The following is a 14278-nucleotide window of genomic DNA, read 5'->3' on the forward strand; positions in this document are numbered from 1 at the left end:
GGAGGTGATGAGGGTGTGGGGTAGTATTTTAGAGCTAATTCCTAAATGGAGCGTAATTTTCCAAGGTTTTATGATCTTTTTCGTTCCGTTTATTCTAATTCGTACGACGAGTTGGGCTAGGGCAAAGGAAGATACGATAAGTACTAGAGCAAAAAAAGCTGCCGGCAGCATAGGCGGGGGTGTTCCTTACGGAGAAACATCTATAGGGACTAACGGCACGAAAAAGGTTGCTAAGCCAGATGGATCGGCTGATCTAAGTGAAGGTCCTACAGGAGCAAGCTATAGCGGTCAATTTCGGGAGGATTTGCAACGATTTAAAGAGATGAGCACAGATATGCATGATGTGAGTTTTCGGGAGTTGCGTATCGGAGGTATAAAGCTGCAAGCGGCCCTTATATTTGTAGATGGATTGACGGATAAAGATAAAATGGATCGGAATATTCTGAAGCCTTTAATGGATGCTTATCAGGTCTTTAAGGATCCCCATACGATACCGGAAGCAAAGGATCTAAAAGATATTCTCATTCATGAAATTGTGCTTATTTCGGAAGTTGAGTTTACGGATAATGTGAAGCTCTCGCTTCAAAAGGTGTTGTTCGGCTCTGTAGTGCTGCTAGTGGAAGGGATACCGGAGGCTATTGTGCTCAGCACCCCGAAGGGGAACACAAGAGGGATAGAGGAGCCTGAATCAGAGGCAGTCTTGCGGGGATCACGAAGCGGATTTAATGAGACGTTAAGTGACAACACAGCATTACTGCGCAGGCACGGGCAAAGCACAGAGCTAGCGATGATTTCGTTTACTGTAGGAAAGAGAATGAAGAAGGATTTGGTTCTAACTTATATCAAAGATATCGCGAATGATGAACTTGTCGAAGAAGTCAAACGAAGAATTAGGACGATTGATATAGATGATGTGCAAGAATCTGGTTATGTGGAGCAATTAATCGAAGATAATAGCTTCACGCCATTCCAGCAGATTCAGAATACGGAAAGACCTGACCGCGTAATGGCAGCGCTACTGGAAGGGAGAGTAGCTATTTTACTGGATGGCACTCCCTTTGCCCTGATTATGCCAGTTTCCTTCGGGATGCTGCTGCAATCACCTGAGGATTATTACGATCGGTGGATGGTGGGTTCGTTGGTGCGCTTACTGCGTTTTCTCGCGGCATTGATATCAATGTTTGCACCGGCACTATATATTTCCTTCCTCTCCTTTCAGCCAGGATTGATTCCGACAAAGTTGGCTATTTCAATCATCAGCTCCCGCCAAGGTGTACCTTTTTCGGTATTAATCGAAGCATTGATTATGGAGACCTCAATCGAAATATTACGGGAGGCTGGACTCCGGCTGCCTAAACCTATCGGTCCTGCAATGGGGATTGTTGGCGGTCTAATCATCGGTCAAGCCGCGGTAGAAGCCGGAATTGTGAGTCCAATTCTAGTCATCGTTGTTTCAGTTACAGCAATTTCTTCCTTCACCATCCCTATGTATAGTGCTGGAATGACACTTCGCACGCTCCGTTTTGTAGCTATGTTTTCTGCAGCAGTCTTTGGATTATATGGAGTTGTGTTATTTTTCCTTTTCCTGAGTGCCCATTTAATCAAGCTAAGAAGCTTTGGCATGCCCTATCTTGGCATGTTCATACCGTATAAGATTAAGGATTGGAAAGATTTTATATTCCGTATGCCACTGCAATTTCTAACAGGCCGCCCTACGCTGTTGAAGCCGAAGGACCCCCGACGCAAAGGGTGAGGGGTCTAGGTAAAGGAGGAAGAAATTATGAGTACCGAGGTTAAGGACCGAATTACTGCTGTTCAAGCAACGATCATATTAGCCAATTATACTATTGCGGCAGGGATACTTACACTTCCTCGGACGATTGTAGAGGCTAGTGAGACTCCAGACGTATGGATCTCCGTTTTTTTAGGGGGAGTGATTACCTTTTTTACAGGTTTAATTATAGTGAAGCTTAGTCAACGGTTTCCAGGTCAAACCATCTTTCAATTTAGCGGGAAAATCATTGGCAAGCCACTTGGAGTGATTCTCTCTATATTAGTGATTGTTTATTTTCTGTGCATAGCCAGTTTTGAAGCACGTTCCGTGCAGGAAGTGACCTCTTTTTTTCTGCTGGAGGGAACCCCTCCTTGGGCTATTGTTGCCGTGTTTATTTGGATAGCCTTCTATTTGTGCAGAGGAGGGCTTAATGCCATAACTAGCATGTGTAGGTTGATTGTTCCGATTGCATGGACAGTTTTTTGTTGGGGTATGTTTGCTTAGTGTTGAAGTTTTTGATATCGATAATCTGCGGCCTTTTCTTGGAGATGGGTTAGGACCGGTATGGAAGGGCATCAGGCCAACCATTCTGACTTTTACTGCTGGTGAAGCGATGCTGTTCATTGTTGCTTTTATGGATAAGCCACAAAAAGCAGTAAAGGTAATTATTGCTGGATCATGTATATCAACGTTCTTTTATCTTTTAGCCGTTGTAATGACTATTGGTGCGTTTTCTATAGATGGAGTGGTCACAAGAACTTGGCCATTTCTTGATCTAGTGAGAAGCTTTGAGGTGAATTATCTTATTTTTGAGAGGTTTGAATCGCTGCTGCTGGTAATCTGGATTATGCAAATTTTCTGCACCTTCTGCATCACTATTTATGCTGCTGCTTTGGGAGTTTCTCAAATATTTCATAAACGATTTAATAGCTGCTTATTGGCTATACTTCCAGTAGCCTATGTAGTTTCCAGAACGCCTCCAAATGTGAATGCTCTGTTTGCATTAGGGACAGTTGTGGGGAATTGGATGATCGTTTTATTTGGATTAATTCCATTGCCGCTGTTAATCATCGCACATTTCCGGAGGGCGGCTTCATGAAAAAGTGGAGAGTGTCGATTACATTTCTTATATTATGTATTCTGTTGACCGGTTGCTGGAGCAGTACACCTGTTGAGGAGTTGAGTATGGAGATTGGTGTTGCCCTGGACAGTGCGGAGGAGACAGGGGATGAGGAGGCAACTCAGCAAGGAGGTGGGGGGAATCCCATGCCTGCCCAAATAATGAGTACCTATCAGTTTACGATTCCTCAAGGCTCAGGAGGGTCAGGTATGAAGTCTGGGGCTTCCCCATCCTCAACCAGAAATTACTATAACATGAGTGAAGTAAGTGATTCGATGTTTGAAGCATTACGGGCACTTTCACTGCGTACTAGACGTACTCCGATCGGACATCACCTTAAGGTCATTGTGATCGGTGAGAAGCTTGCACGCTCTACTAAGTTTTCTGAGTTAATTGATTTCTTTAGCAGGGATAACGATATTCGTCCCAGTGTTCTACTATATGTCAGCAAGGGAAAAGCCAGAGATGTATTGGAAAATGCGCTGCCGGGCCAAACCCCTTCATTTGTATTAGAGGGGATTTTTGTGAATAGAAGTCGGAGCACGAGGATATGGGAGCCAGTTTCAATAGCTAAAGTAGCGGGTCCTTTGCATGGTAAAAGAAGTTTCATGTTGCAGAATGTAATATCTTTAGAAAAAGAGAAGGAGACAAAGCTGGATGGAGCAGGCGTAATTAAAGGGAAAACGGGAAAACTCGTTGGTTTTTTTGATGCATCGGAGCTGGAAGGAATGGTCTGGCTGACTGGAAAGGGAGAGGGGGGTGCTCTCAAAGCATACGACCCGTCTAACAATAAGCTCATTACCTATGAAATCAAATCCCTGGGTAGCAAGTATAAGGCTATTGTGAAGGATGGGAAGATCTCCTTTCATGTGAAAATAGAATCTACGGGGAGATATGGTGAGGCTTTTGCTAAGAGTGCGAAGAAGTTACATGACGGCATTGTAAAGGAGGATAAAGCAGTGCTAGAGAAGCATGTCGTAGACATGCTTCAGGTCACTGTGAAAAAAATGCAGAAGGAGCTGCATACAGAGGTTGCAGGTTTCGGCAACGCTTTGCGTATTCAACATCCAGCCGTATGGCGGAGCGTAGAGGATAACTGGGATGAAACCTTTAGCGAGATTCCGATTACCTATGAAGTGAAACTGAATATTGAAGAGTATGGTGCATCAGATACATCGGCTGAATAGAAAGGGCTATTTGCAATGTTGTATGGAGCTACTTCGTTTGTGTCTGGATAGGAATGACATCATTCTGATGCAGTGCATCGAGCACTTCATCCTTTAATTGAGATGTGAAGGCATTCCATGTTTTTTTACCGATGTCCAGTTCTTCACGTCCAATAGCATTCAGTGTTTCTAGCCACAGACGTTTGTCGTTAATCAGCCCAAGTTGATCTTGAATCTCCTTATAGATCTCCTCATGCGCATGAAATTTCTGATTTAACGCAAAATCGGCTGCACTCGCGGTATAGCGCAGTTCCTTAGCGGCAATTCTTAGCTGGTGCAAAGCGTCGAAGGCTTCTTTAGATTCGGCATTGTCTTCATGAAAAATAGCTTTACAGGTTTTTTTCTTCTGCTCATAAGCGATCTCAAGCTCACGCATAACAACGTTAACATTCTTTTTTGCGACTAGGGCTTCAAGCTGCTCGCTTAGGAAGGTCTTCCACTTTTCCTCGAGGCCTTCATTGATTAGTTCAGGCAGCTCATTAGTGAGCTTCTTGCGGTAAGTTTTGCGCTTGTCCTTTTGGTAAGCAATCACTGCCTTTAACAGGTCTGCAGTTTTAGAATCTCCGTTCTCCTTCGCTTGCTTGCGCTTGTTCTTAAAAGATTCTATTAGAACATCTGCATCTCTCACTTTACCTAATCTCTTTTGCGCTTTTTTGAAAATAGGGTACAGGCCTGAAGTGTGCCGCGGATCAAGAATGGATAATAGACTTAGCAGCTTACGGCAGTTCACTCTTGCCTGGTGGATATCTTCATCAGCGAATTTATTTAATGCGTCATGGCTGTAATCCCAAAAGTTGATATAAAGGTGGTTAAGGGCTTGTTCCCATTGCTTTGTTTTGGTTAGCTGTCGTTCTTTGGTCAGCTTGTCTCCTGTCATGCAGCATCACTCCTTAACGTTTGGGATAGCATGAATTTAGGGCTTCCCCTATTATGCTCTGGGGCAAGTCCATTTACTATAAGAATAGCGTTATCATAACCTCATTTCAATTCTCTACTCACAGCATAGAGACAGATCGGTTACAATATTACTATCATTATTTATACGGATAGGCTTGGATCTTTAGCTGGTAGAGAATAGCAGGTCTCGTGGCTCATATTCGGGAAAGAGGGGCTTTGGTGGATACTCGTGAGTATGATTCAATAGTTAGTAAACTTCCTTCAGAAATGGGGCTCTTTCAACATCTGAGTGCAAAGGATGAGAGCAAAGATACAGAAGCAGGGAGCCTAGAAGATATGTTGGTTCCATTCGCTTTTGAGGAAACCTTATGCAGGGATGTTGGAGCGGGCATTATACCTCCTAGCTTACATCTGTGGAGTCATTCTGGTGGTGTGGCGCTTGGACTTCGGGACAGTAAGCTACCGTGTGCAGCTCAGGCGATGCTTATGCTTGAGGAGCAAGGGATTAGAACGGCGGTTAGGCATTCAGGCGGGGCTGCGGTGCCTCTGGATTCAGGGATCGTTAATGTTTCTCTAGTTCTGCCCAAAGGACGTGGAAAGCTGGACTTTCATGATGACTTTAAGCTCTTGGCTGCTTTGATCACGGAAGCGGTTGCTATAAGTCATCCACAGGCTGCGGCGCAAATTGAGGCTGGTGAGATTGTTGGTTCTTACTGCCCGGGTGATTTCGATCTGGCCATTAATGGTCGGAAGTTTTGTGGGATCGCTCAGCGTAGGCAGAATAATGCTTATTTTGTACATGCATTTGTTGTAGTTTCTGGCTCGGGACAAGAACGCGGTGAACAAATCCGCGATTTCTATGCGCAAGCCTCCGGAGGAGACTCCTCATTAGCTTATCCACGGGTTCGTCCAGAGACGATTGCTGGACTTGGTGAACTCGGTGGACCTGAAGTGGCGACAGTGTTTGTGGAGGGAATTATTCAGGCTTTAATTCACCGGGGAGTGTCTCTTAGACCATCCGGCATTTTGCAGCAAGAGACAGGATACAGCTTGGACTATGATGATCCACGTGTGCTCGATGCAACGCGGGTGCTTCGCGAGCGGTATTCCTGAGGGCTAAGCATGGGTTGGAGTCTGTTAAAAAAGGACGTAATGGAAAGCTGGCTAGAGCCAGCCTACGAAACGTCTTTTTTTAATATTCAATCACGCTCTTTTAATTATACAACTCAGGACGTCTGTCCGAAAAAATCGGAATTTGTTTCCTAATCTCACGCACCTGATGTAAATCGATATCTCCAGTTAGAATTTCTTCCTCTTCAGAAGCTTCACACACAATATCTCCCCAAGGATCAATAATCATAGAATGCCCAGCAAAGATATTGGCTGGATCGCTGCCTGCACGGTTGCAGGCTACAACATAACATTGATTCTCGATGGCCCGGCTGATCAACAGCGCCCGCCAGTGGGACAACCTGGGCAGTGGCCATTCAGCGCAGACGAACAGGATTTCCGCCCCTTGTGCGGTATGGGCGCGAACCCACTCCGGAAAACGGATATCGTAACAGATTAGCCCTGCACATAAGATGCCGTCCAATGTGAAGAGTCCTTTAGTTTCTCCCGGTTGGAGATACAAATGCTCCTCCATCAGCTGGAACAAATGCAGCTTGCTGTATTGTCCAACAAGCTCACCTGATCGATTAAATACATACATACGATTGGTGACCCCAGCATCATTACGGCTAGCCACTGAACCGGCGATGATATTGATGCTGTATTGTTTAGCCAAGCTGGAGATGAATTCCTTGGTAATTTCTCCTTCTAGATCGCCAATATCTTCTAAGCGAGTCAGATCATAGCCAGTGGTCCATAGCTCAGGGAGAATCAGACAATCAGGGGCTGCGGAAGCAGCTTCATTTATTTTCTGGGCAACAGCAGCATAATTCATAGCGGGATTGCCAAATGCTATATCCAGCTGAATCAGGGATATTCTCATAGGTATCCTCCTCTTTTGTTCAAGCGTATAGCACCGGATAAGGATAAGCAATGTTGATTTTTTAAAAATGATTTGATATATTAGTTGACGGGTCAATGATTATGCGTTAGTATAATTTTGTACAAAACAATTGCATGCAATTAAATTTAGAAAGGAGGCATATTTTGACGGAGCACTGTCCTGAGGAAGAGCATATATTTGAACTGCTGCAGGCTTTAAACAAAGGAATCTCTCCAAAATTCGAACGTTGTGCCGGGATTAGTCCCACACGGCTTCGCCTCCTGCACGAACTGTTTCGGGTAGACGAAGTCAGCCAAATCAGTCTGCAAAAGGAAATGGAGATTGATGGGGCAGCCGTCACACGTCATCTGAAGGGATTGGAAGAGAGTGGCATGATCGCCCGCCGCAATAACCCAGCCGATAACAGGGTCACATTGGTCTCATTAACCGATCAAGGTCGGGAAAGAATGGTTAAATATAGCGAAGAGAAAAGGCGGTTTATCGCTACTTTGCTAACAGGTTTTAACGATCAGGAGCGAGCAGTGCTCATTGATATGCTTAATCGTCTGCAATCTAATATCATTCTGTTGTAACTTACAAATCACACACTCAAAGGAGAATTACACATATGAACGCTACACAAACAAATGACTTTCAAGAAATTATTACAGGACGCCGCTCTATCCGCAAATATGATCCATCCGTTAAAATCAGCAAAGAAGAAATGACACAGATCCTTACCGAAGCTACACTTGCTCCATCTTCAGTGAACATGCAGCCTTGGCGTTTTCTGGTCATTGAAAGTGACGAAGCTAAAGCTACTTTAGCGCCTCTCGCTCGTTTTAATAACGTACAAGTAGAGACTTCTGCGGCTATGATTGCCATCTTTGGTGATCTGAACAACTTCGATTATGCTGAAGAAATTTACGGTACTGCTGTTGAACGTGGACTTATGCCTGCTGAAGTAAAAGAAAATCAATTAACCAGATTATCCGCTCATTTCGCTAACCTGCCACGGGAAATTAACAGAGACACCGTGCTTATCGATGGCGCACTTGTTGCTATGCAGCTGATGCTGGTTGCTCGTGCACATGGTTACGATACAAACCCAATTGGTGGATTTGAAAAAGACCAAATCGCTGAAGCGTTTGGTATGGAAAAAGATCGTTATGTTCCTGTAATGCTACTCTCCATTGGTAAAGCTGTTGATGCAGGTTACCCATCTGTTCGTCTGCCTATCGATAAAGTTGCTGAGTGGAAATAATTATAAAGTTAGTAAGCCAACGCGCTACCATAAACACTAATCTTAGGAGGAATATACAATGATCATTATTCATGCTGTACTTAAAGTTAATCCAGAGCGTCGTGAACAGTTTTTGACGGAGTCTAAAGCATTACTGGCTGCTACTCATGCTGAAGAGGGTAACCTTTCTTATGAGCTATATGAGAATGCTGGAGAAGCCAACTCATTTATCATGATTGAGCAATGGCGTGATGCTGAAGCAGTATCCAGCCACAATACGAGCGCTCATTTCACTGCTTTCTCAGCTAAAGCTGGCGAATTCTTGGCTGCTCCTCTAGATGTTAAAGTATTTAGCGCAGAACAGGTAAAATAAGCTGTCTCCATTCTTAGGAATTCTGTTTAAACCTAAACAGGGATGATCCATAGCCATAAAGGCTGTGGGGCATCCCTGTTTTGCATTACACCCCGTTTATAAAAAGGAGATCTAGGGTATCTATCCTTACCTTGATTCAAAGGCATGCAATATAAACGATGGGGGACTTTACATATGAAGACACAGAGAAATATGATTGATTTCTTGAATTATTATCTATCCGGTGGATCGCTTGCCCGTATTATGGGTGTAGCAGGAGAAGAGGTGGAGCGTAAGCTTGAGGGGATAGACCTAGAGGCTGCCAGAGCCTATCGTCAGACGCTTGGCGGAGTCATTACGACAAGTCAGCAGCTATTCCAGCTTCCTGGATTTAGCCCAAGCTTACTGGAACAACTTACTGAAGTATTGGGCAGACTAGACTCAGGCAAGCTAAAGGTTCTGGCTCCACAGACTACTTGGAATAATCAAGTAACACCTTACGTGAATGGTCCAGAGTGTCTAGGAATGATATTAGAGGAGATTAGAAAAACGCAGCATTATATCCACCTGTCTGTCATGCTTTTCTTTAATGATCGTTCGGGCAATCTGGTTGCAGATGAGCTATTTTATGCTCTTAAGCGTGGCGTTAAGGTAAGGGTTATGGTCAATTACACATTGACGGCATTGGGGTACGGTAATAATCTGGAGTACGGCCAGTTCTCCAAGATTGCTGATCGGCTTGAGAATGCAGGCGCCAAGCTGCTGAATACCTTCAATTCGTATTATACAGCCGTGGAATGGCGGGTGAAACGAAAGGCGCTGGAGCAAGAGGGAGTGCCGGAAAGTATTCTGTTTCTGCAGGATAAAGTGCAAGAGGATGTTGAGGTCACAGGACTGAATGTCATCGACCATCGGAAGTTTATGGTCATAGATGGGGTAACCTCGATTATAGGCAGTGTAAACATTGGTGACCAATATACGTATGAGACCCCAGTTCAGGCGTCCTCTGCAATGAGTATAGACGGACATCCACAGGGGATTCCTAGTAAAGAGGCTGAGTGGCATGATGGCTGCTTCCGGATTCGCGGCGCTGCAGCGCAGCCTTTGAATGCGATGTTCTATTCTCGCTGGCTGCTACTAGGCGGAGATCATTTTGACGTGAATGATGTCTTTTATTATCCTGATGTAGATTATCATTTTGGTGAGGAAGAATGTACGCTGTTAGCAAGCTTTCCAGGTAACCCGGTTAACCTGATTCAACAATATTATCTGGATTTAATTACTTACGCGGCTGAAGAGACTATCATCGTGAATCCTTATTTGATTGATCAGGATTTTTGGGATCGGCTCGGGCTGCTTGGTCCGGAATGCTCGTGTAATTTGAACATTTGCAACCCGCTGGAGGTCAATGATCATCCTACAAATCGCGCGGCGGTAAGAGGCAATATGTATATGCCGTTTATTAACGGTGTTTCCTTCTATGACTACAGTGCCACCGGTCGATTTTCCCATTGGAAAATTACCTATGATCATAGATCACAAGCCGTTTTTCATGGTTCATATAATATCAACGAAAGAAGTGCCTGCCACGATTTTGAGCTGGGAATGCTGGTAAAAGGGGAGGCCTTTGCAGAGCAGATAAAGTCTATGATCGATTATGACCTGAGTGTCTCGCGGAAGATTACCAGTAAAAGTGAGTTCTTTAAGCATCCTTGGCTACACCCTAGTACTTATCTGAATAAGGTAACCCAGAATTATACTTGATAAATTGGGCTAATTCTCATGATATAATGATCGTTATAAATCATTAGGGTGGAGTATTGGCTATGCAAATCAAAATTACAAAAAGTGGTTTGAAAAAGGACGAGGTATTCTTTCTCACAGAATTTGGGGAGGGCCGGGGAATCTGGTGTGGTGCTCCTGTGAATCCAGGGGCAGAAATGGATGTGGAATTCGAGCTTTCGGAGCTGCTTATGAGGTGGGTGGATATCCATCCTGTACCTGCAGGTGAGTTCAATATCAGGCTCGAGCAGGATAGGGTTATTTTTACGGGCGTGTTGGAGAATATTGAAGAAGATGGCACAGGATACTTACGAATAGGTGAAGGGTTAGTGATGTTCGAGTGTCTCGGTGAACCTATGGCACTGGGTGTGTTCGTAGAATTGCAGGTCCGTGATGTGCGAATCTATCCCTTCAGTATTTGACGCTTCTTAGGGACTAAGATAACATACAAAGATAACATTAGATTCAGAAAGTTAAGCAAGAGGAGTAGAAAGCTATGAACACCGAAATTCAGCAATTTAAGACCGAATTCTTCAAGGCGCTGGCTCATCCGATGCGTATTCGTATTCTGGAGCTGCTCAGCGAAGGTGAGAAGAATGTGAATGAACTGCAGGCTATTCTCGGCTCGGAAGGTTCTGCTGTATCCCAGCAGCTAGCTGTTTTACGCGCCAAAAATGTAGTAACCAGTGTGAAAGAAGGCACCACAGTCATTTATGCCTTACGTGATCCTCTGATCAAGGACCTTCTGGTAGTGGCCAAACAAATATTTGATAACCATCTCGTGAATACCATTTCATTGCTGGAAGGCATGCGCGGCGAGTGAAAATGGCATAGATTAACGTTATTTTGGCGTTGACAACAGTCGCGTCCTAGAGTAATGTTCTTCTTATATTCAAATAATCAGATATTTAAAGAAAAGAAGGTTTGAACATGACAGGGCGGGGTCGTTATAAAGGCTACAACATGAACGCTTTTCGCAAGGATTTGATATCGGGGACAATCGTCGGAGTTATTGCCATTCCTTTAGGGATGGCATTTGCTATTGCTTCTGGTGTAAAGCCGGAATATGGCATTTATACGACAATCGTTGCCGGCATATGTATTTCATTGTTCGGGGGATCGAAATTTCAGATTGGTGGACCGACAGGTGCATTTATTCCTATCTTGTTCGCCATTGGGATGCAGTATGGTTATGAGAACCTGCTGTTAGCAGGGATGATGGCGGGGGTTATTTTAGTCCTCATGGGATTGTTAAGGCTGGGTGTACTGATTAAATTTATTCCGAAGCCGGTCACGATTGGTTTCACAGCAGGAATAGCGGTTATTATCTTCACCGGACAGATTGCTAATTTCCTTGGGTTAAGGAATATTGAACGGCACGAGAGCTTTGTAGATAACATGAAAGAAATTGGACTTCATCTATCGACGATCAATGGATATAGTATCCTGACCGCCGCGATTTGTCTGGCCGTTGTTATCCTAGCGATTCGCTTCGCTCCGAAGGTGCCGGGCTCATTGGTTGGCCTTCTTTGTGCGACTGTCATAGCAGCGTTATTTTTTAGCGGTAAGGTGACTACGATTGGTTTGGCCTATGGGAATATCCCTAATACACTGCCAAGCTTCCGTTTTCCGACCATTACCTGGGAGCGGATTACAATGCTGATTCGTCCGGCCTTTATCATCGCGATGTTGGGTGCTATTGAATCCTTATTGTCAGCTGTCGTAGCTGATGGGATGACAGGCAGCCGCCATAACAGCAACCGTGAACTGATTGGTCAGGGAATCGCCAATATTGCAGCTCCATTGTTTGGAGGAATTCCAGCTACAGGTGCCATTGCCAGAACCGCCACAAATATCAAAAGCGGTGCAGTTTCTCCGATCTCAGGGATCGTTCATGGGGTAGTGGTATTCCTAATTCTTTTGTTGTTTGCACCCTATGCTTCTAGTATTCCGTTGGCAGCGATGGCTCCTATCTTGATGGTAGTAGCTTGGAATATGAGTGAACGCAAACAATTTCTTCATTTGCTTAAAATCAAAACAGGTGATTCTTTGGTATTATTCATCACCTTCTTGTTGACGATATTTGCAGATTTAACGCTGGCCGTAGAGGTGGGATTAATTCTTGCGGTGATTTTGTTTGTGAAACGGATGGGAGAGGTTCATCTGGTATCCAAAGTATTGCCTGATCCTAATTCCGTCAAGGTAGGGGCACATATGGTAACGGAGAGTCATGATTGTCCGCAGATTGGGATTTATACCGTGGAAGGGCCGCTGTTTTTTGGCGCTGCGTATAGATTTGATGACACCATGCCGGGTTATGGCTCCGATCAGCCGAAAATTATATTAATGCGGATGGGAAAAGTGCCATTCATGGATACTACGGGCGAATCCAATCTGGCGGAGCTGGTGCGGCATTTACATGCTGTTGGAGGGAAACTAATGATCTCTGGTGTTCAGCCACAGCCGCTTGAGCTACTTAAGAGAACCGGGCTATATGACAAAATAGGAGAAGCACAGTTTTATCATCATACCGGTGAAGCGATCAATGAAGCTCTTAGCAGTATTAATCACAACAAATGTATCGGATGCAGTCATGCGGCGTTTAGGGAGTGTACGGCATTATCCTGTCAGGAGGATGCAGGTGGACTACGGGGTCTGACAGGACGCAAGAAGCCAGCATTGCCTCTGAACTAATCAGCGGTACTTGAGCTTAATAAATAAAGTCGGCCTGGGCGCTATTCTTGCGTCTGGGCTTTTGTATTAAAATTGGACTTCGGAATTCTGAATTTGTACAATTGGGTATAAGTTTAATGTAATCAATATCGATAAGGAGAATATAAGCTCATGAAGGAATTGAATTATCCGAAGGTGTTTATGCTCTTGGCGGGATTGTCTGTCGCTACATTGGCGGTATATCGTGTAGTGTCACTTCAGACGGATTCGTTTTACGCTTTTTTAATTTGGAATTTGTTCTTAGCTTGGATTCCGTTTTTATTCTCCATGGCTGCTTATGAGCTAGACAAAAGGAAGATAGGCGGTTTATTACTTCTTCCTTTGGGTGTCGCGTGGCTGCTGTTCTTTCCAAACGCGCCTTATCTCATGACTGACCTGGTGCATTTAACGGTAAGAAAAAGTAGATATATCGTGGAGGGAGCCATTCAGAATCGCTACTGGTATGACTTGGTCACTCTTTTATTGTTCACCTGGAGTGGATGGTTGACCGGGTTCTTCTCATTGTATCAGTTCCAGACGGTCATTTATCGTAAAAGCAACCTGCTGTGGTCATGGGTATTTGTGCTTGCGGCATGTATGCTCGGGGGATATGGTGTACTGCTTGGCCGAGTCTACAGACTCAATAGCTGGGACGTCCTGACGGACAGGCATCAGTTGTATCAACTTGTTCTGGATAGCCTGAATCTCCAGTCCGTATTTTTCAGCTTGTTCATTGCCTTTGTCCTGCTGGTCATTTACGCGACGATGTATTGTCTACTCAATGCTCTTGGCACCGGAGAAAGACGAAGAGTTACCAGAGGGTACTAATCGGTACACTCCGGCTCAAACTGGAATTGCTTCAGATCTACCACACCTTTTTCATTAAAACTAACTCCCTCTCCCTGTAGATAGAGCCTCTGGAGGGAGTTAGACTCATCCTCAGTTAGTGCGATCATTCCCTTAGCATTAATGACCCGATGCCAGGGCAGCTTATATTTTTTGCTCATGGAGTGAAGGATGCGAACGACCTGCCTCGCTCCTCTTGGGCTACCTGCCGCGCGGGCAACTCCTCCGTAAGTCATCACTTTACCTTCTGGTATAGACTGTATGATATGAATAACTCTCTCAGTAAATGGTGTCATAGCAAGCTCAAGCTCCTATATCTTATTTTTATCCATT

Annotated in this window: 14 protein-coding genes and 1 pseudogene; 12 read left to right on the plus strand and 3 right to left on the minus strand. The window is 44.5% G+C overall.

Features of this window, described 5'->3' with window-relative positions; all coding sequences use genetic code 11:
- Positions 1 to 7: 7 nt before the first annotated feature.
- From MKZ16_RS02720 to MKZ16_RS02730, 3 genes and pseudogenes are all read left to right on the plus strand, one after another.
- The gene (locus MKZ16_RS02720) at positions 8 to 1753 is read left to right on the plus strand and encodes a spore germination protein (RefSeq protein WP_076103897.1); all 1746 of its coding nucleotides are present in this window, start codon (positions 8 to 10) and stop codon (positions 1751 to 1753) included.
- A 27-nt stretch (positions 1754 to 1780) separates the two neighbouring features.
- Positions 1781 to 2873 (plus strand): annotated as a pseudogene (locus MKZ16_RS02725) (GerAB/ArcD/ProY family transporter).
- Entirely contained in the window at positions 2870 to 4081 is a 1212-nt protein-coding gene (locus tag MKZ16_RS02730) for a Ger(x)C family spore germination protein (RefSeq protein WP_036676729.1), read from the plus strand. The pseudogene MKZ16_RS02725 and the gene MKZ16_RS02730 overlap by 4 nt, the downstream one beginning before the upstream one ends.
- Before the next feature lie 28 nt (positions 4082 to 4109).
- Here MKZ16_RS02730 and MKZ16_RS02735 read toward each other — a convergent pair whose 3' ends face one another.
- Positions 4110 to 4997, minus strand: a complete 888-nt coding sequence (locus MKZ16_RS02735) for a CHAD domain-containing protein (RefSeq protein WP_036676731.1) — start codon at positions 4995 to 4997, stop codon at positions 4110 to 4112.
- Positions 4998 to 5236: 239 nt separating this feature from the next.
- Here MKZ16_RS02735 and MKZ16_RS02740 point away from each other — a divergent pair, with 239 nt between their 5' ends.
- Complete coding sequence (locus MKZ16_RS02740) at positions 5237 to 6130, plus strand: hypothetical protein (RefSeq protein ID WP_081384020.1); 894 nt, start codon at positions 5237 to 5239, stop codon at positions 6128 to 6130.
- 100 nt (positions 6131 to 6230) lie between these two features.
- On the opposite strand, the gene MKZ16_RS02745 is transcribed toward MKZ16_RS02740, so the two are convergent.
- Positions 6231 to 7016: a carbon-nitrogen family hydrolase gene (locus MKZ16_RS02745; RefSeq protein WP_036676852.1), complete on the minus strand. Its 786-nt coding sequence runs from the start codon at positions 7014 to 7016 to the stop codon at positions 6231 to 6233.
- A 158-nt stretch (positions 7017 to 7174) separates the two neighbouring features.
- On the opposite strand from MKZ16_RS02745, the gene MKZ16_RS02750 reads away from it, so the two are divergent.
- The 8 genes from MKZ16_RS02750 (at position 7175) to MKZ16_RS02785 (ending at position 13927) form a co-directional block, all read left to right on the plus strand.
- Positions 7175 to 7603: a MarR family winged helix-turn-helix transcriptional regulator gene (locus MKZ16_RS02750; RefSeq protein WP_036676732.1), complete on the plus strand. Its 429-nt coding sequence runs from the start codon at positions 7175 to 7177 to the stop codon at positions 7601 to 7603.
- 35 nt (positions 7604 to 7638) lie between these two features.
- Positions 7639 to 8274 (plus strand): nitroreductase family protein, encoded by a 636-nt coding sequence (locus MKZ16_RS02755; protein ID WP_076101373.1) that lies wholly within the window; start codon positions 7639 to 7641, stop codon positions 8272 to 8274.
- Between the two features lie 58 nt (positions 8275 to 8332).
- Entirely contained in the window at positions 8333 to 8626 is a 294-nt protein-coding gene (locus MKZ16_RS02760) for a putative quinol monooxygenase (RefSeq protein WP_036676736.1), read from the plus strand.
- Positions 8627 to 8800: 174 nt separating this feature from the next.
- Positions 8801 to 10369, plus strand: coding sequence for a phospholipase D-like domain-containing protein (locus MKZ16_RS02765; protein ID WP_076103900.1), 1569 nt, complete (start codon positions 8801 to 8803; stop codon positions 10367 to 10369).
- A 62-nt stretch (positions 10370 to 10431) separates the two neighbouring features.
- A complete protein-coding gene (locus MKZ16_RS02770; RefSeq protein WP_076103903.1) occupies positions 10432 to 10809 on the plus strand; it encodes a hypothetical protein in 378 nt (125 codons plus the stop codon).
- A 74-nt stretch (positions 10810 to 10883) separates the two neighbouring features.
- Entirely contained in the window at positions 10884 to 11210 is a 327-nt protein-coding gene (locus tag MKZ16_RS02775) for a metalloregulator ArsR/SmtB family transcription factor (RefSeq protein ID WP_036676741.1), read from the plus strand.
- 107 nt (positions 11211 to 11317) lie between these two features.
- Positions 11318 to 13081 (plus strand): sulfate permease, encoded by a 1764-nt coding sequence (gene sulP / locus MKZ16_RS02780; RefSeq protein ID WP_076103906.1) that lies wholly within the window; start codon positions 11318 to 11320, stop codon positions 13079 to 13081.
- 150 nt (positions 13082 to 13231) lie between these two features.
- Positions 13232 to 13927 (plus strand): DUF1361 domain-containing protein, encoded by a 696-nt coding sequence (locus MKZ16_RS02785; RefSeq protein ID WP_076103907.1) that lies wholly within the window; start codon positions 13232 to 13234, stop codon positions 13925 to 13927.
- Here the strand turns inward: MKZ16_RS02785 and MKZ16_RS02790 are convergent.
- Positions 13924 to 14241 carry an MGMT family protein gene (locus MKZ16_RS02790; RefSeq protein WP_036676747.1) on the minus strand — a complete coding sequence of 106 codons (318 nt, stop codon included), beginning with the start codon at positions 14239 to 14241 and terminating at the stop codon, positions 13924 to 13926. The genes MKZ16_RS02785 and MKZ16_RS02790 overlap by 4 nt on opposite strands.
- Positions 14242 to 14278: the final 37 nt, after the last annotated feature.

It is taken from the genome of Paenibacillus sp. FSL R5-0928, assembly GCF_037970385.1.
Lineage (GTDB): Bacteria > Bacillota > Bacilli > Paenibacillales > Paenibacillaceae > Paenibacillus_AQ > Paenibacillus_AQ odorifer.

Bases quoted from the DNA above. Each gene is read 5' to 3' on its own strand.
- MKZ16_RS02720 (WP_076103897.1), top strand. From the start codon at position 8: ATGAGGGTGTGGGGTAGTATTTTAGAGCTAATTCCTAAATGGAGCGTA.
- MKZ16_RS02730 (WP_036676729.1), top strand. From the start codon at position 2,870: ATGAAAAAGTGGAGAGTGTCGATTACATTTCTTATATTATGTATTCTG.
- MKZ16_RS02735 (WP_036676731.1), bottom strand. From the start codon at position 4,997: ATGACAGGAGACAAGCTGACCAAAGAACGACAGCTAACCAAAACAAAG.
- MKZ16_RS02755 (WP_076101373.1), top strand. From the start codon at position 7,639: ATGAACGCTACACAAACAAATGACTTTCAAGAAATTATTACAGGACGC.
- MKZ16_RS02760 (WP_036676736.1), top strand. From the start codon at position 8,333: ATGATCATTATTCATGCTGTACTTAAAGTTAATCCAGAGCGTCGTGAA.
- MKZ16_RS02765 (WP_076103900.1), top strand. From the start codon at position 8,801: ATGAAGACACAGAGAAATATGATTGATTTCTTGAATTATTATCTATCC.
- MKZ16_RS02770 (WP_076103903.1), top strand. From the start codon at position 10,432: ATGCAAATCAAAATTACAAAAAGTGGTTTGAAAAAGGACGAGGTATTC.
- MKZ16_RS02775 (WP_036676741.1), top strand. From the start codon at position 10,884: ATGAACACCGAAATTCAGCAATTTAAGACCGAATTCTTCAAGGCGCTG.
- sulP (WP_076103906.1), top strand. From the start codon at position 11,318: ATGACAGGGCGGGGTCGTTATAAAGGCTACAACATGAACGCTTTTCGC.
- MKZ16_RS02785 (WP_076103907.1), top strand. From the start codon at position 13,232: ATGAAGGAATTGAATTATCCGAAGGTGTTTATGCTCTTGGCGGGATTG.
- MKZ16_RS02790 (WP_036676747.1), bottom strand. From the start codon at position 14,241: ATGACACCATTTACTGAGAGAGTTATTCATATCATACAGTCTATACCA.